At 73.3% G+C, this 20,635-nt stretch carries 20 protein-coding genes; 10 read left to right on the forward strand and 10 right to left on the reverse strand.

Annotated elements, in window-relative coordinates; translation table 11 throughout:
• The first annotated feature begins 67 nt into the window (after positions 1-67).
• A complete protein-coding gene (locus I4Q55_RS10945) occupies positions 68-1,882 on the forward strand; it encodes a trypsin-like serine protease (protein WP_206786635.1) in 1,815 nt (604 codons plus the stop codon).
• Between the two features lie 16 nt (positions 1,883-1,898).
• Entirely contained in the window at positions 1,899-2,801 is a 903-nt protein-coding gene (locus I4Q55_RS10950; protein WP_206786637.1) for a 2-hydroxyacid dehydrogenase, read from the forward strand.
• Here the strand turns inward: I4Q55_RS10950 and I4Q55_RS10955 are convergent.
• On the reverse strand, positions 2,782-3,747 hold the full coding sequence (locus I4Q55_RS10955; protein WP_206786646.1) for a GNAT family N-acetyltransferase: 966 nt from the start codon (positions 3,745-3,747) through the stop codon (positions 2,782-2,784). The two genes, I4Q55_RS10950 and I4Q55_RS10955, sit on opposite strands and share 20 nt — an antisense overlap.
• Positions 3,748-3,802: 55 nt before the next feature.
• Between I4Q55_RS10955 and yaaA the strand changes: the two genes are divergently transcribed.
• On the forward strand, positions 3,803-4,549 hold the full coding sequence (gene yaaA, locus I4Q55_RS10960; RefSeq protein ID WP_206786648.1) for a peroxide stress protein YaaA: 747 nt from the start codon (positions 3,803-3,805) through the stop codon (positions 4,547-4,549).
• Here yaaA and I4Q55_RS10965 read toward each other — a convergent pair.
• Positions 4,536-5,081 carry a GNAT family N-acetyltransferase gene (locus I4Q55_RS10965; protein ID WP_206786650.1) on the reverse strand — a complete coding sequence of 182 codons (546 nt, stop codon included), beginning with the start codon at positions 5,079-5,081 and terminating at the stop codon, positions 4,536-4,538. The two genes, yaaA and I4Q55_RS10965, sit on opposite strands and share 14 nt — an antisense overlap.
• The gene (locus tag I4Q55_RS10970; RefSeq protein ID WP_206786652.1) at positions 5,078-6,148 is read right to left on the reverse strand and encodes an FAD-binding oxidoreductase; all 1,071 of its coding nucleotides are present in this window, start codon (positions 6,146-6,148) and stop codon (positions 5,078-5,080) included. The genes I4Q55_RS10965 and I4Q55_RS10970 overlap by 4 nt, the downstream gene beginning before the upstream one ends.
• Positions 6,149-6,231: 83 nt before the next feature.
• Between I4Q55_RS10970 and I4Q55_RS10975 the strand changes: the two genes are divergently transcribed.
• Positions 6,232-6,786, forward strand: a complete 555-nt coding sequence (locus tag I4Q55_RS10975; RefSeq protein WP_242545741.1) for a suppressor of fused domain protein — start codon at positions 6,232-6,234, stop codon at positions 6,784-6,786.
• Positions 6,787-6,815: 29 nt separating this feature from the next.
• Here I4Q55_RS10975 and I4Q55_RS10980 read toward each other — a convergent pair whose 3' ends face one another.
• Positions 6,816-7,661, reverse strand: coding sequence for a LysR family transcriptional regulator (locus tag I4Q55_RS10980; RefSeq protein ID WP_206786656.1), 846 nt, complete (start codon positions 7,659-7,661; stop codon positions 6,816-6,818).
• 82 nt (positions 7,662-7,743) lie between these two features.
• On the opposite strand from I4Q55_RS10980, the gene I4Q55_RS10985 reads away from it, so the two are divergent.
• From I4Q55_RS10985 to I4Q55_RS10995, 3 genes are all read left to right on the forward strand, one after another.
• A complete protein-coding gene (locus I4Q55_RS10985; RefSeq protein WP_206786658.1) occupies positions 7,744-8,628 on the forward strand; it encodes an MBL fold metallo-hydrolase in 885 nt (294 codons plus the stop codon).
• Positions 8,629-8,723: 95 nt separating this feature from the next.
• The gene (locus I4Q55_RS10990) at positions 8,724-9,176 is read left to right on the forward strand and encodes a hypothetical protein (protein ID WP_206786660.1); all 453 of its coding nucleotides are present in this window, start codon (positions 8,724-8,726) and stop codon (positions 9,174-9,176) included.
• Positions 9,177-9,235: 59 nt separating this feature from the next.
• Positions 9,236-11,947: a tetratricopeptide repeat protein gene (locus tag I4Q55_RS10995; RefSeq protein ID WP_206786661.1), complete on the forward strand. Its 2,712-nt coding sequence runs from the start codon at positions 9,236-9,238 to the stop codon at positions 11,945-11,947.
• A gap of 10 nt (positions 11,948-11,957) precedes the next feature.
• On the opposite strand, the gene I4Q55_RS11000 is transcribed toward I4Q55_RS10995, so the two are convergent.
• The 5 genes from I4Q55_RS11000 to I4Q55_RS11020 all read right to left on the reverse strand — a co-directional run bounded on the left by I4Q55_RS11000 (position 11,958) and on the right by I4Q55_RS11020 (position 15,773).
• Positions 11,958-12,863, reverse strand: coding sequence for a hypothetical protein (locus tag I4Q55_RS11000; RefSeq protein ID WP_206786663.1), 906 nt, complete (start codon positions 12,861-12,863; stop codon positions 11,958-11,960).
• The gene (locus tag I4Q55_RS11005; protein ID WP_307793181.1) at positions 12,860-13,645 is read right to left on the reverse strand and encodes a hypothetical protein; all 786 of its coding nucleotides are present in this window, start codon (positions 13,643-13,645) and stop codon (positions 12,860-12,862) included. Before I4Q55_RS11005 ends, I4Q55_RS11000 begins: the two co-directional genes overlap by 4 nt.
• On the reverse strand, positions 13,624-13,800 hold the full coding sequence (locus I4Q55_RS11010) for a hypothetical protein (RefSeq protein ID WP_206786665.1): 177 nt from the start codon (positions 13,798-13,800) through the stop codon (positions 13,624-13,626). The genes I4Q55_RS11005 and I4Q55_RS11010 overlap by 22 nt, the downstream gene beginning before the upstream one ends.
• On the reverse strand, positions 13,772-14,101 hold the full coding sequence (locus tag I4Q55_RS11015; RefSeq protein WP_242545742.1) for a hypothetical protein: 330 nt from the start codon (positions 14,099-14,101) through the stop codon (positions 13,772-13,774). Before I4Q55_RS11015 ends, I4Q55_RS11010 begins: the two co-directional genes overlap by 29 nt.
• Positions 14,102-14,234: 133 nt before the next feature.
• Positions 14,235-15,773: an NAD(P)/FAD-dependent oxidoreductase gene (locus I4Q55_RS11020; RefSeq protein ID WP_206786667.1), complete on the reverse strand. Its 1,539-nt coding sequence runs from the start codon at positions 15,771-15,773 to the stop codon at positions 14,235-14,237.
• A gap of 276 nt (positions 15,774-16,049) precedes the next feature.
• Here I4Q55_RS11020 and I4Q55_RS11025 point away from each other — a divergent pair, with 276 nt between their 5' ends.
• The 3 genes from I4Q55_RS11025 to I4Q55_RS11035 all read left to right on the forward strand — a co-directional run bounded on the left by I4Q55_RS11025 (position 16,050) and on the right by I4Q55_RS11035 (position 20,193).
• Positions 16,050-17,009 carry an RIO1 family regulatory kinase/ATPase gene (locus tag I4Q55_RS11025; protein WP_206786668.1) on the forward strand — a complete coding sequence of 320 codons (960 nt, stop codon included), beginning with the start codon at positions 16,050-16,052 and terminating at the stop codon, positions 17,007-17,009.
• A 325-nt stretch (positions 17,010-17,334) separates the two neighbouring features.
• The gene (locus I4Q55_RS11030; protein ID WP_206786670.1) at positions 17,335-18,918 is read left to right on the forward strand and encodes a DEAD/DEAH box helicase; all 1,584 of its coding nucleotides are present in this window, start codon (positions 17,335-17,337) and stop codon (positions 18,916-18,918) included.
• A 99-nt stretch (positions 18,919-19,017) separates the two neighbouring features.
• Positions 19,018-20,193, forward strand: coding sequence for an 8-amino-7-oxononanoate synthase (locus I4Q55_RS11035; protein ID WP_206786672.1), 1,176 nt, complete (start codon positions 19,018-19,020; stop codon positions 20,191-20,193).
• 9 nt (positions 20,194-20,202) lie between these two features.
• On the opposite strand, the gene I4Q55_RS11040 is transcribed toward I4Q55_RS11035, so the two are convergent.
• Positions 20,203-20,634 carry a GNAT family N-acetyltransferase gene (locus I4Q55_RS11040; RefSeq protein ID WP_206786688.1) on the reverse strand — a complete coding sequence of 144 codons (432 nt, stop codon included), beginning with the start codon at positions 20,632-20,634 and terminating at the stop codon, positions 20,203-20,205.
• Position 20,635: the final 1 nt, after the last annotated feature.

Here is a 20,635-nt window from a genome sequence, read left to right on the forward strand (position 1 = left end):
CGACATTTCCCGTTCGCGACCAGATTTCTCAGGGGGATCCATGCCGCCCGTCAAGGGTGCCTTCACCATGCCCGGAAGAACCGGAAGAGCCGGAATCGCGCTCGCCGTCGCCGTGGTTGCCGGCGTTGCCGGCGCCGCTCCCGCGTCCGCCGTCACCGGGGGCAGCCCCGCCGCCGAGGGGGCCTACACCTTCGCCACCAAGATCGAGGTCGGCGGTGTCCGCGGGTGCAGCGGTGCCCTGGTCGCGCCGCAGTGGGTCGTCACCGCCGCGAGCTGCTTCCCGGAAAACGGCACCCAAGCCGGTCCGCCGAAGCTCGCCAGTAAGGCCATCGTCGGCCAGCGGGGCACCGCCGGGGCCGAACGCGCGATCGTCGACCTCCTCTTCCGGACCGACCGCAACGTCGCCCTCGCCAAGCTGGCCGCGCCGGTCACCGACGTCACCCCGGTCGCCATCGGCACCGCCGCCCCGGCGCAGAACGAGCGCCTGCGCGTCGCCGGCTACGGCCGCACCGCCACCGAGTGGGTGCCCGGCAAGCTCCACACCGTCCCCGTCGCCGTGCAGAGCGTCACCGCCACCACCCTCGCCGTCCTCGGCGACCCCGCCACTGCGACGACCTGCCAGGGCGACGCCGGCGGTCCGCTGCTGCGCGAGCGCGACGGCGTCGTCGAGCTCGCCGGCCTCCACCACGCGTCCTGGCAGGCCGGCTGCCTCGGCTCGAACGAGACCCGGCAGGGCACCGTCGAGACCCGTATCGACGACATCGCCGGCTGGATCGGCCTCCGTCTCCGCGGCGACGCCTACACCGCGCTGCCTGCCGCGCAGCGCGTGCTCGACACCCGCACCGACCTGGGCGGGCACAAGAAGCCCGTGGCGGCAGGCGAATCCGTGTCCGTCGCCGTCCCCGGCCTGCCGGCCAACGCGAGCGCCGTCGCGGTCGGGCTCGTCGGCACCGGCGGCACCGCGAGCACCTTCCTGACCGCCTACGGCGACGCCCTGCCCACGACGTCGAACCTCAACATCGGCGCCGGTCGCACCGCCGCCGTCATGGCCGTGGTCCCGGTCGGCCCGGACGGCAGGATCAAGGTCCGCAACAACGCCGGCGACATCGAGGTCATCGTCGACTACCTCGGTTACTACAGCGCCTCCGGCGAGTCGACCTATCAGCCGAAGGACAAGGCCGAACTGGTGCTCGACACCCGCACGTCGCTCGGCGGGCACCCGCGCAAGCTGACCGCGGGCGAGGTCGTGACGGTCCCGGTCCGCGGCGTCGCGGGCATCCCCGCCGACGCCGTCGCCGTGGCCGTCAACCTCACCGGGACCGAAGCCGACTCCGACACCTACTTCAGCGTCTTCGCCCAGGGCACGCCCGGCCCGTCGACGCTGAACATCCGGCCGGACGAGAACCGCGCGGCCCAGTCGCTGGTCCGGATCGGCGACGACGGCGCCATCCGCGTCTTCCTGCACCACGGCCAGAGCCACGCCCTGCTGTCGCTGGCCGGCGCGTTCGTCCCCGGCGACGCGGGCAGCCGGTACGCGGCGTTGAGCACGCCCACCCGCCTGCTCGACACCCGCGCCGGCACCGCGGCGGCGCCGCTGGGCCAGGGCGGGATCGTCACGGTGACCGCCGGCGGGCTGCCGTCCGGAGCGACCGCCGCGGCGCTGAACATCACCGGCGTGCAGCCGAGCCTCTCGACGTTCCTGGCCGCCTGGTCGCACGACCTGCCCTACAGCGGTGTCCCCTCGACGGTGAACGTCACGGCGGGCGAGAACACGTCCAACGCCGCGACGGTCCGGCTCGGCTCGGGGGCGCGGTTCGACGTCCGCAACTCGGCGGGCTCGACGCACGTGGTCGTCGACCTGCAGGGCTACTACACGCGGTAGCGGGTAGAAAGGCGGCATGAGCGCTCGCGTACTGCTGCCGTGGACCGACATCGACGTGCCGGAGGGGCTTGGCGCCGCGTATTACGACGGCGTCGACGCCCCTCCGGCCGATCTCGGCGACGTCGAGTTCTACGTGCTGCCCTACGACCGCGGGCCGGAACCGCCGAAGCTCATCCCGGAACTGCCGTCGCTGCGGGTGGTGCAGTCGTTGTCCGCCGGGGTCGAGACGCTCGTACCGCTGCTGCCCGACGGCGTGCGCCTCGCGAACGGGCGCGGGCTGCACGACCTGAGCGTCGCCGAGCACGCCCTCGCGCTCATCCACGCGGCGCAGCGCGACCTGCCACGCTGGTTCGCCCAGCAGACGCGCGGCGAATGGGTCCGCGAGCACACGCGGTCGCTGGCCGGCAGCCGGGTGCTCCTGGTCGGGTACGGCTCGATCGGGCAGGCCGTCGAACGCCAGCTCGTCGCCGCCGAGGCCGTGGTGACGCGGGTGGCGAGCCGCCCCCGGCCGGCCGAGGACGTCCACGGCGTCGAGGAGCTGCCCGAGTTGCTGCCCGGGGCCGGCATCGTGGTGCTGATCCTGCCGGACACCCCCGCGACCCGCGGCCTGATCGGCCCGGCCGAGCTCGCCGCCCTCCCGGACGACGCGCTGGTGATCAACGTCGGCCGCGGCACGGCGATCGACACGGACGCGCTGGTCGCCGAGACCCGCACCGGACGTCTCCGCGCCGGCCTCGACGTCGTGGACCCGGAACCGCTGCCCGCGGACCATCCACTGTGGACAATTCCGGGCGTGGTCATCACCCCGCACATCGCGGGCGGATCGGCGTCGTTCTACCCGCGCGCGAAGAAGCTCGCTGCGGAGCAGCTACGCCGGTATGCGCAGGGCGAGGAGCTGCTCAACCTCGTGGACCTTTGAGCACGTACACGTGCCATTCGTCTTCGACGCGATAGCCGCACCGTTCGTAGACACCGAGCGCGCGGTGCGCGTTGTCGACGTCGACGTTGAGGGCCGATCGGTCGAACCCCGCGTCCTTCGCCGCCCGGAGCGTGTGCCCCAGCAACCCGGACGCGACACCGCGGCCGCGCAGCGCGGTCCGCGTTCCCACCCAGGTGGCGTAGTGCTCGCGGACGCCCGTCGCCTCGGTTTCGGAGGCGTAGTGGTGGCTCAGCACGAACGCCAGCACCTTGTCGCCGTCCAGGACGAGGAACGACAGGTCCGGGCGGAAGTCCTTCGAGCCGGTCACCAGGTGGCGCCAGGCGTCGGGCTCGTAAATCGTGCTGCCCCAGTGACCGGCGAAGGTGTCGTTGCGGGCGTCGAGCGCGGCGAGGTCGTACTTGAGGTCGAACGGCACGGCCTCGAAGCCGTCCGGCAGCGGCGGCTGCGGCGGCAGGTCGGCGAGGCCGACGCGCATGTTCACCATCGTCCGGCCGTGCGTGTAGCCCGCGCGGGTGAGGACGCCGGCGATCCAGCGTTCGTTCTGGTGACTGCCGTGCTGGAGTTCGAGGGGCGCGTCCGGGAAGGCACGCTCGTGGACCTCGTGGCTCGTGCGCGCGAACCACTCGACCAGGTGAGTGCCGACGGCGTCGTCGCGGTGCTCCGGGTGCACGACCGACTGGAGCCGGATCATGTGCACGGGGTCGGCGGCGGGGCGGCGGAGGACCAGGCCGTAGCCCACGAGCCGGTCGCCGGCCCAGGCACCGACGGTGGCGCGGGCCAGGTCGACGTTGGGCGCTTCCAGCTCTTCGCGGAGGTCTTCCGCGCTGAAGTGCTCACCCGTCCGGTCGACTGCCTCAGCCGCCGCGTACAGCCGGGCGAGGGCGAGAGCGTCGTCGAGGGTCAACGGGCGCCAGGTCAGGTCCATGCCGGGAGGCTAGGCCGGACGGCGACGCTCGCGCATCCCGATTTAGGCTCGGCGCGTGCTGGTGCTCCTCCCCCCATCCGAGACCAAGGCCGACGGCGGCCGCGGCGGTCCCCTCGACCTCGCCGCGCTGTCGTACCCCGAGCTGAACCCGACGCGCGCGAAGGTCGCCGACGCGCTGGCCGAGCTGGCCGCCGACGTCCCCGCGAGCATCGCGGCCCTCGGCCTCACCGAGCGGCAGGCCGGGGAGGTCGCGCGCAACGCGGAGCTGTGGACGGCCCCGACGATGCCGGCGCTGCGCCGCTACACCGGCGTGCTGTACGACGCGCTGGACGTGAAGAGCTTCACGAAGGCGGGGCTGGAGAAGGCCCACCGGCGGCTGGCGGTGACGTCGTCGCTGTTCGGCGTCGTCTCGGCAACGGACCCGATCCCGGCGTACCGGCTCTCGGGCGGCAACTCGCTGCCGGCGCTGGGCACCGTCCGCGGGCTGTGGAAGCCGGTGCTCGAGCCGGTGCTGCAGGGCGTAGAGGGCCTGGTCGTGGACTTGCGCTCGGGGACGTACTCGGCGTTCGCGAAGCTGCGCCCGGACGCGGTGACGGTCCGGGTGGTGACGGAGAACGCCCGCGGTGAGCGCGTGACGGTGAGCCACTTCAACAAGGCGTACAAGGGCCGTCTGGCGCACGTCCTGGCTGCGACACGCGCCGAGCCGTCCACTGTGGACCAGCTGGTGAAGGTGATCACCAAGGCGGGCTTGGTGGTCGAGCGCACCGGCGAGCACGCCCTGGAGCTGGTCACCGAGGGCTGACGGCCCGTTCGAACAAGGCCCCCGAGGTGCCGCCGGAGATCCGCACGAGCCGGAAGCCCTGCCGGCGGTAGTAGTCGTGCAGCCGGGTGTTGGTGGTCCAGGCATCGAGCCGCAGCGAGCGTTTCCCCCGCCGCGCGGCTTCGTCGGCGGCTTCGCGAATCAGCCACGCGCCGACGCCGAGCCCGGCAAAGCGCCGGTCGACGGCGAAGTGGCCGAGGTGGAGCGAGGAGGCGGTTTCGCCGAGTGTCATGGTGGCGACCGGAACGGCCCGGAGCGGAGGTGAGCTGCGGCCGGCTTCCGCCAGGGCCGGCTCGGCGGCCGCGGAGACACCCGTCGCCAAGTCGGGGCGCAGCTGCTCCGCCACCCGCAGGCCGCCCGTCGCCAAATCCGGACGCAGCTCCTCCGCCCGCCACCGCGAGCCCGCCCACTGGTCGGTCCCCTGCGACCCGAGCCACTCGCTCGCGCCGTCGAGAATCGCCAGCAACGCCGGTATGTCCGCCTCCGTCGCCGCGCGGAGGCGATATCCCCTCAAAACCGGTCCGGGGCGAACGGGCTCAGGTCGAAGCCCGGGTCCTCGCCCAGCGCGACCGCCGCCACCAGCTTTCCCGCGAACGGTGCGTTCGTCAGCCCGCCGGCGCCGAAGCCGGTCGACACCGCCAGGCCCGGACGCAGCAGGCCCAGCACCGGGAGACCGTCCGGGGTGCCGGGACGGAAGCCGACCCGGGTTTCGGTGAGGGTTGCGTTCGCGAGGCCGGGCGCCACCGTCAAGGCGTTGTCCAGTACTTCGCGCTGGCCGGCCGCCGTCACGCGGTAGTCGAAGCCCGCTTCCGCCTCGCGTGTCGCGCCCGCCACCACCCGGCCGCCGCCGAAGGCGAGCAGGTAGTGGCTGCTGCGCGGCAGGACCACCGGCCACGCCGAGGTGTCCGTGCCCGGCAGGTCGAAGTGGCTGATCTGGCCGCGGTGCGGCGTCACCGGCAGGTCGATCCCCAGCGGTGCCAGCAGTTCCCGGCTCCACGCGCCGGCCGCCACCACGACGCTGTCCGCTTCCAGGGGGCCGTCCGGGCCGACCACGGTGCCGTCGGCGCGGAACGCGATCTCGCCCGCCACGAACTTCGCGCCCCGGCGCTCGGCGCCCGCCAGCAACGCGCGGCGCAACAGGTGCCCGTCGACGCGGCCCGCTCCCGCCAGGTGCACCGCGCCCAGGCCGGGCGCCAGCGCCGGGAACAGTTCGCGGGCCTGCGCCGGGTCGAGGCGCCGGACCTCGCCGATCTCGGGTGCCTTCGCTGCCCGCGCCGTCAGCCGTTCGTGTACTTCGGCCAGCTCCGCGTCGTCGGCGGACACGACCATCCCGCCGACGACCTCGAACGACGCGTCGCCGAGCTCCGCGGTGAACTCCCGGTAGTGGCGGCCGGCCGCCGCCGCGAGCGGGTACAGCGCGTCTTCCCAGCGTGATGTCCACGGACTGACGATTCCGGCGCCGGCTTCGGTCGCCGTTCCCGGCCGGGCCGCGTCCGCCACGACCACTTCCGCGCCGCGGCCCGCGAGGTGCCAGGCCGTCGCCGCGCCGCCGATTCCGCTGCCGATCACGAGCACTCGCATGCTCTCCACCCTGCCCGATCTTGGCACGCCCGGGCCAACGGGATGCGCCACGCAGGCAGCCGCCCGGTCGTATGCTGCGCGCCATGCCGAGCCGTGCCGAGCGGTATGTCGCCCATCTCGACACCCTGACGGGGTCCTCCCAGCCCCGGCTGCAGCCCATCCCGTCGACGCAGCCCGGGCTCGACGACGTCATCGCGTTCGTCTACGCCGACGAGCCCGAACCGCGGTATCTCACCGGCGCGACCTACGGCCTTTCGCTGGCCGACCACCCCGAGTGGCACGGCGTGAAACCCGAGCTGTGGATCAGCGTCCGGTCCGACGACCCCGTCTGGGCGCTGGCCATCGGCTACCTCGCCGAGCAGCTGCGGGGCACCTGCCCGTTCGTCTACGGCGACACCATCGACTTCGGGCAGCCGATCGCGCCGGAGTCGGCGATGACGGCGTTCGCCGTTTCGGCGCCGGCGGCCCTCGACGCGCACCAGTACACGCTGATCGACGTCGGCGGCCCGCCGATCAGCATCGCCGGCTGCTACCCGGTGCACGACACCGAGCGGAAGTACATCCGCGAGCACGGCATCGACGCGTTCTGGCAGCTGGACTGGGATCTGTACGACGTCCGCCGCGCGCCGGTGGTCTAGTGGCCCGGCAAGCTCGGGCGCCGCGCTGCTCAGGCCCGGTAGGCGGCCATCGCGAGCTGTCCGAGCGAGCGGACCAGCGGCCCGGTGTCCTTCCAGGCGACGACCACGGGGCTCGGCGCCATGTCGGCGAGCGGGACCACGACCAGCTCCCCCGGCGGCCGGTGCCCGAGCGGCATCAGCCCGACCGTGCCGTTCCAGAGCACCGCCTGCAGGCACTCCTGGACCGCCCGCACCACCGGCCCCTCGCGGTGTTCGCCGCCGTGCCAGTACGCCTGCCAGACCGGGTCGGTGCCGTCGGGGAACCGGAACCAGCGCCGCCCGGTCAGGTCGGCGAGCGCCAGGCGGTCGCGGCCGGCCAGCGGGTCGTCGGCGCGCAGCACCGCGCCCACCGGGTCGGCGCGCAGCTCGTGCACGGTCAGGCCGGTCTCGTCGAACGGCCCGCGGGTCAGCGCGACGTCGACCAGCCCGGCGCGCAGCCCGCAGGTCGGATCGGTCAGGTCGGCGTCGCGGACGCGGACCTCGACGTCCGGGTGCTGCCGCCGGTAGGCGTCGGCGAGCCGGTTCGCGGCCGGGTCGGCGCCGTCGCCGAGGATGCCGACGGTGAGAGTCGGTGCGCCCGCCGCCGTGGCCACGCGCGCGCGGGCCCGGTCGGCCTGGTCGAGCAGTGCCCGTGCCTCGGCCAGCAGCGCCGTCCCGGCCGGGGTGAGCGTGACGCCGGCGGCGGACCGCAGCAGCAGGACGGCCCCGACGTCGGTTTCGAGCTGCTTGATCGCCCGGCTCAGCGGCGGCTGGCTCATGTGCAGCCGCGCGGCGGCCCGGCCGAAGTGAAGTTCCTCGGCGACCGCGACGAAGTACCGAAGCGTGCGCAGCTCCATGACCGGCGACGATATTCGCCCGGTATCGGCACCACCGAACCGGTCTTGGACGCCTGTGCCCGGGCGGCGGTGGAATCGGGGCATGACCGAACTGACCGATCCCGCCGTGCGCGTCTCCGGCGCCCGGGAGATCGCCCCCGACCTGCTGGTGATCCCGAACGACCACGTCGACCTGGTACCCAACATCGGCGTCGTCGGCGGCACCGAAGCCGTGCTGGTCGTCGACACGGGCATCGGCAACGCCAACGCGGCTCAGGTACTCGCCTTCGCGCGCGAAGTGGCGAAGGGCCGGAAGCTGTACCTGACCACGACGCACTTCCACCCCGAACACGCCTTCGGCGCGCAGGTGTTCGCCGGCGAGGCCACCTACCTCGTCAACCGTGCGCAGGCCGCGGACCTCGCCACCAAAGGCCCTGGCTACCTGGAGATGTTCCGCGGGCTGGGCGAACCGATCGCCCGCCGCCTCGACGGCGTCCGCCTGCCCACGCCCGATGTCGTCTACGACGGCGCGCGGGACCTCGACCTCGGCGGCCGGACCGTCCGGCTGCGGCCCACCGGGCGGGGCCACACCGCCGGTGACCAGGTCGTCGAGGTGCCGGACGCCGGCGTGCTGTTCACCGGCGACCTGGCCGAGACCGGGCAGTTCGCCATCTTCCCGTGGTTCCCGCCGCACGACACGGACGTCTCGGGCGTGGGCTGGCTCGCGGTGCTGGACCGGCTGGTGGCGACCGGGCCGCGGGTGGTCGTCCCCGGGCACGGTGCCGCCGGCGACAGCTCAGTGCTCACCGACGTCCGTGACTACCTGCGGGAACTGCGCGACGAGACCTGGCGACGGCGGGACTCGGCGATGGGCGTGGCCGAGACCACCGCCGAAGTTCGCGCGCTGCTCGTCGAGCGGCACCCGGAGTGGGCGGGCCGGGAGTGGATCGAGCCGGGCGTCGCGTGCCTGTGCGCGGAGCACGGCTGACTGCCCGTTCGGTCGGTGCGAACGGCTCTCGCTGTTACGTAGGATGGGCGACCGGCGACTCAGGGTGCGGTGGCAGCCGAGCGAAGGGGCCCGTCGTGGTGGGTGTGGAGATCGTGATCGGAGCGCTCATCGCCTGGGCGGTGGGCAAGGCGCGGCGGGCGGGCAAGGCGCTCGACGGGATCGCAGACGAAGTCGTGGACGCGGGCGCGGCGAAGGTCAGGGACGTCGTGCTGGCGAAACTCGGCGACGACTCCGCCGTGCAGAAGCTGGCCGCGGAAGCCGCCGAGACCGGCGAGGTGAGCGAGCGCACCCGGACCCGGGTGGCGCTGGCGGTCGAAGACGCGGCCGACGAAGACGAGCGGTTCGCCGCGGCGCTGGAAGCCGCACTGGCCGAGGCGAGCCGGCCCGGCGGCGTGGTGGCCACCGACGGCGGGACAGCGGTGTCGGGCACCGCGCACGCCCACGACCAGGGGATCGCCATCGGCGCCGTCGGCCGCGACGTGCATTTCGGGCAGCCGCGGGACCCTCAGGCCCCGGACCGGGCGTAGAGCCACCCGCGACCGGGCTCGTCCAGGCTCCCCACCCCGGCCGGGCCGGCGCGGCGCACGTGTCCGCGCTTGCGTCCGCCGGCGGGACGTCCTTCGCGGTGGCCGAGAACGTCTTCATCAATCCCGGCACCACCCCCGGACCGGCCGCCGTGGTGGAAGTCCTCCACCCGGGCCGCGACGGCCACCTGTTCGTCGGCCGGGCTTCGGAGGTCGAAGGGCTGCTGCGGCTGCTGGCTCCCAGCTCCGACACGACCAAGCCCGTGGTCGTGTCGGCCATGGCGGGCATGGGCGGCGTAGGGAAAACCGCGCTCGCCGTCCACACCGCGATGCTCGCCGCCGAGCGCGGCTGGTGTCCGGGCGGGGTGCTGCTGGTGGACCTGCACGGTTACGACGCCGCGCCGGTGCGGCCCGCCCAGGTCTACGCGTCGATGCTGCGGGTGCTGGGCATGCCCGACGAGCGGATCCCGGACACCGTCGACGAGCAGGCCGGCGAGTACCACCGGTGGCTCGACCGGCTGGCCGACCGCGGACGGCCGGTGCTGCTCGTGCTGGACAACGTCGCCGAAGCCGCCCAGGTGCGGGATCTGCTGCCGCGCCACCGCAAGCACCGCGCGCTGGTGACCACCCGCGACCATCTCTTCGATACGGCCGCCGTGCGCCGGCTCTCCCTGGACGTCCTCACCGAGGCCGAGGCCGCCGACCTGCTGATCCGCACGCTCCGGGCCGCCGACCCCGCGGATCCCCGGCCCGGTGCCGAACCCGAGGTCGTCGGCCACCTGGTGCGGCTGTGCGGGCTGCTGCCGCTGGCGGTCGAGATCGCGGCCGCCATCCTCACCGACGAACCGACGACCGGCATCGCCACGCTGGCCGCCCAGTTCGCCGACGGGGAAGCGCGGGTGTCCGGTCTGCGGCACGGCGCACGGAACGTCGGCTTTGTCATCGACGTCTCCTACCGGCGTCTCGCCGAGCGCGATCCCGGTGCCGCCGCGTTGCTGCCGCTGCTCACCCTCGACCCGGGACCGGACCTGGCCACCGAAACCGCCGCCGCGCTCGCCGGCGTGTCCACGGCGGCCGCGGCCACGCTGCTGCGGACCCTGCGCGCCGGCTCGCTCCTGCGGCACACCGCCGACGGCCGGTGGCAGCTCCACGACCTGGTCGCCTTCTACGCCCGCCGTCACCTCGCCGCCGACGTCGCGACCGCGGCGATGTCCCGGCTCGTCCGGTACTACCTCTGGTCGGCCGACGCCGCCGACGCCCACCTGCACGTTCTCCGCGGCCAGTTCCTCCCCGACCGGTTCGCCGGCCGGGCTCAGGCACTGGCCTGGTTCGACGCCGAGCGGGCGAACATCACCGCCCTCGTGGCCCTCACCCACCGCACCGGCCGCTACCGCGAAACCTGCCGGCTCGCCATGCTGATCGCCGAATACCTGCGCGGGCGGCGGCACTTCACCGACTGGATCACCGTCGCCGAGCACGCCGCCGCGGCGGCGACCGCGCTCGGCAACCCCCAGCGGATCGGAGCGGTGCTGAACCGCCTGGGTTTCGCGTTGTGCGCGGTGCGGCGGTTCGACGAGGCGATCGCGGCGCACGAGCGGGCGCGCGCCCTCTACCGCGAGTTCAAGGACCGCCACGGCGAGGCCCAGGCGGCCAACGGGCTCGGTCTCGCCTTGAGCGAGGTGAAGAGATTCAGGGAAGCCGTCACCGCCCACCGGCTCGCTCGCGCCATCTTCCGCGCCTCCGGCGACCGCCACGGCGAGGCCATGGCGTGGAACAACCTCGGGATCGCCTTGTGCGAGCTGAAGCGATTCGGCAGAGCGATCATCGCCCACCGGCGTGCTCGCGACCTCCACGCGATCATCGGCGACGGTCGCGGTGAAGCCCTGGCGTGCAACGGACTGGGGCACGCGCTGCGCAAGCTGGGGCGGGCGGCCGATGCCATCGACGCGCACGAACGGGCCTGTGACCTCTTCCGCGAGTTCGACGACCCGTTCCGCGAAGCCCAGGCCTGGAGCAGCCTCGGCCGCGCACTCGACGACGTGCGGCGGTTCGACGACGCCGTCACCGCCCACCGCTGGGCCCTCGCCATCTTCCGCGAGTTCGGTGATCGTCCCAGCGAAACCGCGACGTCCCACGATCTGGGGTCCGCACTCCGTGCGGCCGGACGGTTCGAGGAGGCGATCGCCGAGCACCGAACGGACATCGAGTTCTGCCGCACCGCCGGTGACCGCGTCGGCGAAGGGTCCGCGTGGAACCGGCTGGGCCTCGCCCAGAGCGCGCTCAAGCAGTTCGGCGAAGCGCGCGGCGCCCACGAGCGGGCCCGCGAAATCCTGCGGGAGGCCGGCGACCACCACGGCGAAGGCGCCGCGTTGAACAACCTCGGGATCGCCCTGCGCGAGCTGGGCCGGTTCGACGAGGCCGCCGCCGCGCACCGGAAGGCCCTCGAGATCTTCCGCGAGTTCGGGCCCCGTCCCGGCGAAGGCGTGGTGTGGAACAACCTCGGGATCGTGCTGGCCGCCGGCGGGCGGACCGGCGAAGCCATGGCCGCCCACCAGCGAGCTCTCGACCTTTGTTCCCGTGCCGGCGACCACCAGGGCCGGGGCATGGCGCTGATCCAGCTGGGCCACGCACTGAGCAAGACGGGGCGGCCGGCGGACGCCTTCCACAGGTTCACCGAAGCGGCGGCCGTCTTCGCCGAAGCGGGCGACGAGGCGACTGCCGAGGAAATCCGGCAGGGCATCCCGCAGGTTCTGGGCGACGGCTACGCGCCTTGACGTCCGCGGGTCAGGCTTCCGCGCCGAGCCAGCCGGCGATCGCCCGGGAGATGGCCCCGCCGGCCCGCTCGTCGTACCCCTCGAAGCACGGCATCGAGTTGGCCTCCAGGAAGAACCATTCGCCGGTGACGCGGTCGATCTTGAAGTCGACGCCCAGCAGCGGCACCCCGCAGTGCGCGGTGAGCCGCGCGCACCCTCCGGCGATTTCCGGCGGTGGCTCCAGCGGCCGGTAGTCGTTGACCCCGCGGACGGTCCGGTAGTCGAGCACCGGCGAGTCGATCAGCTCGCCGAACGACCGGTCGCCGACCACGTGCACCCGCACGTCCGGGCCGATGACGCGTTCCTGGAAGAGCACTGGGAGGCGGACGAGCAGGGGCAGCCGGGACTCGTGGTGCGGCTCGAAGACCGTCGCCCACGTCTTCGTCGCGCTGGCGCCCTTGAAGATCGCGCCGGTGCGGCAGCCGCGGACGAAGTCCAGCGCCTCCGCCGGATCCGAGGTGAGGCACGTCTCGGGGACCTGCCAGCCGCCGACCTCGCCGAGCGCGACCGAGTGCAGCACCTTCGTGAAGCCGGACGCCTCGCGAAGCGGCGGGTTCATCACCCGGCCGGGCACGAACTCCAGGATCCGGGCCAGCGCTTCGGTCTGGCCCGCGGAGGCGGCCGCGAGTTCGGGCGTCGGCGCGGCGGAGGCGACCTCCACCAGCCGGCACCAGACAGCGGAGAAGTCGCCGACGCGGTGGCGGTCGTCGCCGATCGACAGCACCGTGTCGCCCGGGCTGTCCAGCGGGATCCGGATGTTTCCGCGCATCGCCAGCGACGGCAGGTCGACCGGCCGGAAGTCCAGCCCCGCCCGGCGGAACGCCCGCAACCCGGCCGTGAAGGTCGGGTCGGCGGCCAAGCCGAGGCAGAGGATCACGGGACGAGCCGCGCCAGCAGCGCCGCGTAGACCTGGTCCTCCAGGTGCGCGAACAGGTGGTGTCCCGGCCAGCACGAGACGTCGACCAGCCGGAGCGCACCGGCTTCCGCTTCCACGGCGAAGTCGGCGAACCCGAGGCCCCGGCGGCGCAGCCACGCGACTACCGGCGCCACCCCTTCCACCAGCGCCCGGCCGGACCCGTCCACCGCGAAGACCCCGGTGCCGGCCACGAGCACCCGGCGGGTGCGGGCCGGATCGCGGTCGGTGATCTGCACGACGTCGAACCGGCTGCGCGGCGCGCCGGGGTCCACGACTGTCCATTCGGGAATCCGGAGCACGTCCCGCCCCGGCGCCGACCCGTCGTTGAGGACCACCGAGCGCGGCGGCTCGACCTCGCCGGCCGCGACGAGCTCCAGCGGGTCGAGGCGCGCGAAGTACCCGCGTTCCGAAGGCCGGTTGACCACCGGCCCCGGCCACAGCGCGAGCGCAGACCAGAAGGCCGCGTACGTCTCGGCCGCGGCGAACGCCCGGTCGCGGTCCGGTTCGTCTCCCCAGCCGCCGATTCCGCGGTTGAGGACCCCGGTCACCTCGGCGCCGTCGAGCGTCAGCCGCACCCGGCTTTCCCGCGCGCGGTTCACGCGCACCGAGACACCGACGCGGCCGAACTCGGCCGCGACCACCGCCGGAATCCCGTGCCCGACGGCGAAACCGGCGAACCGGGCCGCCGTCTCGTCCGACTCCGGGGCGATGACCAGGAGCGTCACCGCCGGCTGGTTTCCCACGCCTCGAGGGCGGCCGCGACCTGCCAAGCGGTCTTCGCCAGGTCCGTCACCACCGCGGGCCGCGCTTCGGCCGGGATGAACAGCCCGCCGGAACCCGCGCCGGGTGGGTCCGGCTCGCGACCGGCGTCAGCGGGGGCCGGGGAACTGGCCGCCATACCGTTCCGTCATTTCGGTGGTTTCGGAGTTCTCGCTGGTTTCCGTGCTTTCGGAACGCTCCGAAGTTTCACTGCTTTCGGTCCCCTCCTTGCCTTCGGACCGTTCGCTGCTTTCGGAGCTCTCGGTGCTCTCCGAGCCTTCGGACCCGTACTGCGAAACTTCGGGAATCCCGGCCCGCGAAGTCACCGTGAGGTAGCTCGCCACCCGCCGCCGGATTTCGGGCGGGAACTCCGCGAACGCATCGTTTTCGCTCATCCGTGCCCCTCCGCGACCCGCGCCCTCAGCCACTGGCGACTTCATGGGAGCACCGGGGAAGACGCCTGTCAACGACGCCTCCCCCGATGCACCTGCTTGGGGCAGCGCACCGGTCAGCCGGTTCCGGAAAACGCCCCTGACCCGTAAAACGGTGGCAGCGAATCAGGGGCGCCTCCGATCAGCCCGGCCGGACACCCAGCACCGCCATCGCCGCGTTGTGGCCCGGGATGCCGCTGACACCACCTCCCCTCGCGGCTCCCGCACCACAGAGCAGGATGCGCTCGTGCGGTGTCTCCACACCCCAGGACCCGGCCCGGGCCGGATCCTGGGCGAACGGCCACGCAAGGTCCCGGTGGAAGATGTGCCCCGCCGGCAGACCCAGCTCGGCTTCCAGGTCCAACGGGGTTTTGGCTTCCACACAGGGTTTTCCGTCCGGCGTGGTGTGCAGGCAGTCCTCGATCGGCTCGGCCAGCACGCTGTTCAGCGAAGCGAGCGTCGCGCGCAACGCCGCTTCGCGTGCCTCTTCGTTGCGCCCCTCGAAGAGGCGTGCCGGCATGTGCAGGCCGAACAGGGTGAGCGTGTGCGTGCCGGCCGAGCGTTCGGCCGGGCCGAGGATCGACGGATCCGTCAACGAGTGGCAGTAGATCTCGCAGGGCGGCAGCGAGGGGATCCGCCCCGCCGCCGCCTCGCGGTACGCCACCTCGAGCTGCGTGAAGCTCTCGTTGACGTGGAAGGTGCCTCCGAACGCGTCGGCCGGATCGACGTCCGGGTCACGCAGCCTCGGCAGCCGCGTCAGGACCATGTTCACCTTCAGCTGTGCGCCTTCCGGGCGTTCCGCCGGTTCCTCGCCCAGCAGGCGCGCGAGCGTCGCCGGCGCGACGTTCGCCAGGACGTGCCCGCCCCGGACGACGAGCTCGGTATCGGCGCGCCGATACCGCACCTCGCCGTCCGGGTCGACCGAGAGCACGTCCGCACCGGTCTCCAGGCGCGCGCCCGCCGCGGTCGCCACCGCCGCGAGCGAACGGGTGACCGCGCCCATGCCGCCGACCGGGACGTCCCAGTCGCCGGTGCCGTTGCCGATCACGTGATAGAGCAGGCACCGGTTCTGCCGCAGGTCCTCGCCGTCCGCCGGGGCGAACGTGCCGATCAGCGCGTCGGTGAGCACCACGCCGCGCACCGTGTCGTGGCCGAACCACGACGTGAGCGTTTCGCCGATCGGCCGTTCGAACAGCAGGGACCACGCCTCGGCGTCGCCGACGCGCTCGCGGAAGTCCACTTCGGACAGCAGTGGTTCGGTGAGCGTCCCGAACGCGCGCCCGGCGACGCGCCCGGTCAGCTCGTAGAACCGTTGCCAGGCCGAGAAGTCCGAAGTGGACCCGGTGACCGCCCGGAACGACGCCGACGTCCGGCCGGCGTCGCCCGTGTCGACAAGGAGACCGGAGCCGCCCGACGGGGTGTAGGACGACATCCGGCGTCGTCGCAGCTCCACGTCGAGACCGAGATCGGCCACGATCTTCTTCGGCAGCAGGCTGACCAGGTACGAGTAGCGCGAAAGCCGGACGTCCACGCCCTCGAACGCGCGGAACGAGACGGCGGCGCCACCGGTCTCGTCCCGCCGTTCGAGCACGAGCACCGACCGGCCCGCCCGCGCCAGGTACGCGGCCGCCACCAGGCCGTTGTGCCCGCCGCCGACGATCACCACGTCGTAGCTGTTCATCCGCCGCCCTTCTCCTGGTTCGGCCTGCCCATTCATCGTGACCACCGCGCCGGACCGAATTCAAGGAAACGTCACGAACGGACCGTTCGCGCTATTCGCTTGCGCGGAGCGTGACCGGTCCGGCATCCTGTGCGCAGCCGGCAGGGAGCCGGTGTGGTGAGAACGGGAGGTGCCTGTCGTGATGACTGTCCGGGCCCTTTCGCGCCCTCACCCACCCGCCCCCCGAGGCTGACCACGCGCCCGGTGGGGCATCCCTGACCAAGGAGAAACCCACCAGTGCGCCAGCACGATTTCGAAGATTTCGATCTGTTCGACGACCAGCCTGCCCGCCGCCGGAAGAGCCCGCGGCGCGGACGGTTCGACGAACCCGAGCCCACGCGCAGCGGGCGGCTGACCGAAGCCGAACGCGTCCGCCTAGCGAAGCTCCGCGACGACGCCTACACCGAAAACCAGCTACCCGATGGTGCCGACCGTTGGTCCACCTGGGACGACGCCGAACACGGTCCGTCACCGCGGCCGGACTGGGTCGTCACCGAGCTCGCCGCGGTCGACACCGACCTCGGCGTCCTCAAGACCGGCAAGGAGGCCGACGTCCACCTCCTGCGGCGGGGACTGCCCGGCACGCCGGGCACGCTGCTCGCCGCGAAGCGCTACCGCAGCGACGAACACAAGCTGTTCCACCGCGACGCGGGCTACCTCGAGGGACGGCGGATGCGCCGCTCCCGTGAGATGCGGGCGATGGCGCAGCGCAGCGCGTTCGGCCGCAACCTCATCGCCGAGCAGTGGGCGGTCGCGGAGTTCGCCGCGCTGAGTCGCCTGTGGACGCTCGGCGCGCCGGTCCCCTACCCGGTGCAGCGCGAGGGCACGGAACTGCTGCTCGAATTCCTCGGCGAGGAAGACGGCACGGCCGCGCCCAGGCTCGCCCAGGTCCGCCCGGACCCGGACGAACTGAAGGACCTGTGGTTCCAGGCCACCGCGGCGCTCGAGCTGCTCGCCGCCGAGGGGCTCGCGCACGGCGACCTCTCGGCGTACAACCTGCTCGTGCACCGGGGCAGGCTGATGGTGATCGACCTGCCCCAGGTCGTCGACGTCGTCGCCAACCCCGGCGGCGCCGAGTTCCTGGCGCGGGACGTGCGCAACCTGGCCGGCTGGTTCCACGGCCGCGGCCTCGGCGAGCACGTCACGAGGACCGAAGAACTGCTCGCGGAGCTGGTTTCCGCGGCCGGTCTCAGCTGATTCCGGGGCGGCGTCGCGGCTGTGGTGCGGAACACTGCTGCGACGCCGCCCACAACCGGTGACCTCGATGCGTAGTCCCAGCTCCGGCTCGGGTACAGTGAACACAGACCGCAACCGGCGGCGTGGATGAGTTGGTGTCCGTCGCCTCCAGAGCCACCGAATGGCTCGCGGTGATCCGTAACCCCCAAGCGGCGCGCAGTGTCGGCAAGCGATGACACGGTGTGCCGGGTCCGTCCCTGTGAACGCCCATCGCACACCATCTTGCCCTGCCTGCGCGCGGGCAGCCCGGGCCTCCCTTGCGACGAACCACGTCCGAGAGGCATTTGTGACAGTCACGTTCAACTCCGGCCACTCCTCGACGTCCGCCCGCGCGGGCCGTCCCGACCACAAGCCGCGCCAGCGGCCTGCGGGCGGCGACATGCTGCGCGACGACGCCGTCGAGACCGTGGCCACCAAGACGTTCGCCCAGCTGGGCCTGCCGGAGCCGCTGCTCCGCGCGCTGGCCGAGGCGGGCATCAACCAGCCCTTCCCGATCCAGTCCGCGACCATCCCGGACGCGCTGGCCGGCCGCGACGTGCTGGGCCGCGCCCAGACCGGCTCCGGCAAGACCCTCGCCTTCGGCCTGGCCATGCTGGCCCGGCTCGACGGCGGCAAGGCCCGCCCGAAGCGCCCCCGCGCGCTGATCCTGGTCCCGACCCGCGAGCTGGCCATGCAGGTCGCCGACTCGCTGACCCCGCTGGCCAAGTCGCTCGGCCTGTGGTGCCGCACGGCCGTCGGCGGCATGGCCTTCGCCCGCCAGGCGGACGCGCTGTCCCGCGGCGTCGACCTGCTGATCGCCACGCCGGGCCGGCTGTCCGACCACGTCCGCCAGGGCACCGCGGCGCTGGGTGACTGCAACTTCATCGCCCTCGACGAGGCCGACCAGATGGCGGACATGGGCTTCATGCCGCAGGTCCGCGAGATCCTCGACCTGACCCCGCCGGGCGGGCAGCGGCTGCTGTTCTCCGCGACCCTCGACGGTGACGTCAACCGCCTGGTCAAGCAGTACCTGACCGACCCGGTCACGCACTCCGTCGCGCCGTCGACCGCCAGCGTGACGACCATGGACCACCACGTGCTCCAGGTTTCGCACCAGGACAAGCAGGACGTCATCACGCAGATCGGCGCCCGCGACGGCCGCACGATCATGTTCGTGCGCACCAAGCACCACGTCGACCGGCTCACCGAGCGGCTGCGCGAGCAGGGTGTGCACGCGGCGGCGCTGCACGGCGGCAAGACCCAGGGGCAGCGCAACCGCGTCCTCGCCGACTTCAAGGACGGCCTCACCCCGGTGCTGGTCGCCACGGACGTCGCCGCGCGCGGCATCCACGTCGACGACATCTCGCTGGTGCTGCACGTCGACCCGGCGGCCGACCACAAGGACTACCTGCACCGCGCCGGCCGCACCGCGCGCGCCGGGGCGTCCGGTGTGGTCGTCACGCTGGCGACGCACGACCAGCGCCGGATGGTCCGCCGGCTGACCGACCGCGCCGGCGTGCGCGCGGAGTCGACGACGGTCCGCCCGGGCGACGCCGAGCTGTCCCGCATCACCGGCGCCCAGGAGCCCAGCGGCGAGCCGGTCGTCGAGCGGCGGCGCGAGAACCCGCGTCGCAGCGGCGGCGGCTTCCGCGGTGACCGCGGCTTCGGTGGCGGCCGGGGCGGCGAGCGCGGCGGTTCGTACCGCGGCGAGCGCAGCTACGGCGATCGTGACCGCGGTGGCGAGCGCGGCGGCGACCGTGGTGGTTACCGCGGCGGCGACCGCGAAGGCCGTCCCGGCGGCTTCGGCGGCCGCGGCCGCCAGCCCCGCTCGGGCAACGGCGGTGGCTACGGCCGCCCGAGCCGTGGCCCGCGTCGCGGCTACGACAGCTGATCGTCCCCTTCGGAAGCCCCGGACCGCCCGGTCCGGGGCTTCCGGCGTTTCCCGGCCCGCTTGGCGGAGCTTCGAGGGGCGGATGGGAGACTGCGGGACGTGACTACGCCGCCGACGCCCCCGCCCGACGAGGTTTTCGACTGGCTCGACGCCGAGGCGGAGAAGCGGGCGAACGCCGGACTCGTGCGGCAGCTGCGGCCGCGTCCCGCGCAGGCCGACGAGCTGGATCTGGCCGGCAACGACTACCTCGGGCTGGCCCGCGACAAGCGCGTCGCCGGGGCCGCCGCGGCCGCCGCGCTGCGCTGGGGCGCCGGGGCGACCGGGTCCCGGCTGGTCACCGGATCGACCGAGCTGCACACCGAGCTGGAGATGGAACTCGCCCGGTTCTGCGGCGCACAGGCGGCGCTCGTGTTCTCCTCCGGGTTCGCCGCGAACCTCGGCGCGGTGACGGCGCTGTCCGGAGCCGAATCCGCGATCGTCACCGACAAGTACATCCACGCGTCGCTGATCGAAGGCTGCCGGCTGTCGCGGGCCGACGTCGCCGCGGTCGCGCACTCGACGCCGCCGGCGATCAAGCACGCGCTGGCGACCCGGCGCAAGCCGCGCGCGCTGGTGGTGACCGATTCGGTGTTCTCGGTCGACGGCGACCTGGCCCCGCTCGGCGAGGTGGCCGGCATCTGCCGTGAGCACGGCGCGGCACTGCTCGTGGACGACGCCCACGGCTTCGGTGTCCTGGGCGAGGGTGGCCGCGGCGCGGTCCACGCGGCCGGGCTGTCGGGTGCGCCCGACGTCGTCACGACGTTGACGCTGTCGAAGTCCCTTGGCGCCCAGGGCGGCGCGGTGGTCGGGCCGCGGCGGGTGATCAAGCACCTCGTGGACACGGCACGGAGCTTCATCTTCGACACGGCGCTGGCGCCCGCGAGCGCCGCGGCCGCGTTGGCGGCGTTGCACGCGCTGAAGGACGAGCCGGTGCTGGCGGAGAAGGTGGTCGAGAACGCCGGCAACCTGGCGATGTCGTTGAAGGCGGCCGGGCTGAAGGCGAGCCTGCCGGACGCCGCCGTGATCTCGGTTCAGGCGCCGTCCGCGGAGACGGCCGTGGGGTGGGCCGCGGCGTGTGCGGAGCAGGGCATCCGCGTCGGGTGCTTCCGGCCGCCGTCGGTTCCGGACGGCATCTCGCGGCTGCGGCTGACGGCGCGGGCCGACCTCACGGAAGCCGACGTGGACCGCGCGGTGAAGGTGATCACCGCGACGGCCCCGCGCGGCGCGATCGCCTGATCGGCGGGTTCACGGGCGGCGGCGCATCCTGATGTGCGGGATTCCGTCGTCATCGGTGTACTCGGGACCTTCCGCGATGAAGCCGTAGCGGGCGTAGAAGCCTTGGACGTAGGTCTGGGCGTCCAGGACGTACTCGCCCGGGACCGTCAGGGCCGCGTCCATCAGGCGGGCCGCCAACCCGGCACCGCGGGCGGGGGCGGCCGTGACCACGCGGCCGATGCGGCGGATGCCGCCGGGGTCGAGCAGCACCCGCAGGTACGCCAGGACCGCGCCGTCGTCGTCGAACCACAGGTGGCGGGTGTCCGGGAGCAGGTCCCGGCCGTCGAGCTCCGGGTACGCGGCCTTCTGCTCCACGACGAACACGTCGACGCGCAGGCGGAGGATGTCGTGCAGCTGGGCCGCGGTCAGCTCGGGACCGGTGGCGTCGTGCAGGGTCGGCATA

The organism is Amycolatopsis sp. MtRt-6, from assembly GCF_017308975.1.
Classification (GTDB): Bacteria; Actinomycetota; Actinomycetes; order Mycobacteriales; family Pseudonocardiaceae; genus Amycolatopsis.